The 241-nt window shown below is 64.7% G+C and carries 1 protein-coding gene; it reads right to left on the bottom strand.

What is annotated here, in order from left to right:
- On the bottom strand, nt 1-241 hold a 241-nt coding region (locus AB4Y44_RS42950; RefSeq protein ID WP_368702860.1), incomplete at both ends, for an NAD(P)/FAD-dependent oxidoreductase.

Consider the following 241-nt stretch of genomic DNA (forward strand, 5'->3'; position numbering starts at 1 on the left):
TCCGAGTCCTTGCCCAGCTTGAACTTCTCGTTCAGTTGACGGCCCAGGTGCCCGCGGCAGCCTTCGCAGAACAGCGTGTACTTGGCGTGCAACTCCATGCCGAGCTGGAAGTTATCGGTGGGCTCGCCGTCCTTGCCGACACCCCTGTTACCGGTGGCGACGCCCTTGACCGACCCGTCGTCGTTGTAGAGCACTTCGGCGGCCGGGAAGCCCGGGAAGATTTCGACGCCCAGCGCCTCGG

The organism is Paraburkholderia sp. BR10937, assembly GCF_040965695.1.
Lineage (GTDB): Bacteria > Pseudomonadota > Gammaproteobacteria > Burkholderiales > Burkholderiaceae > Paraburkholderia.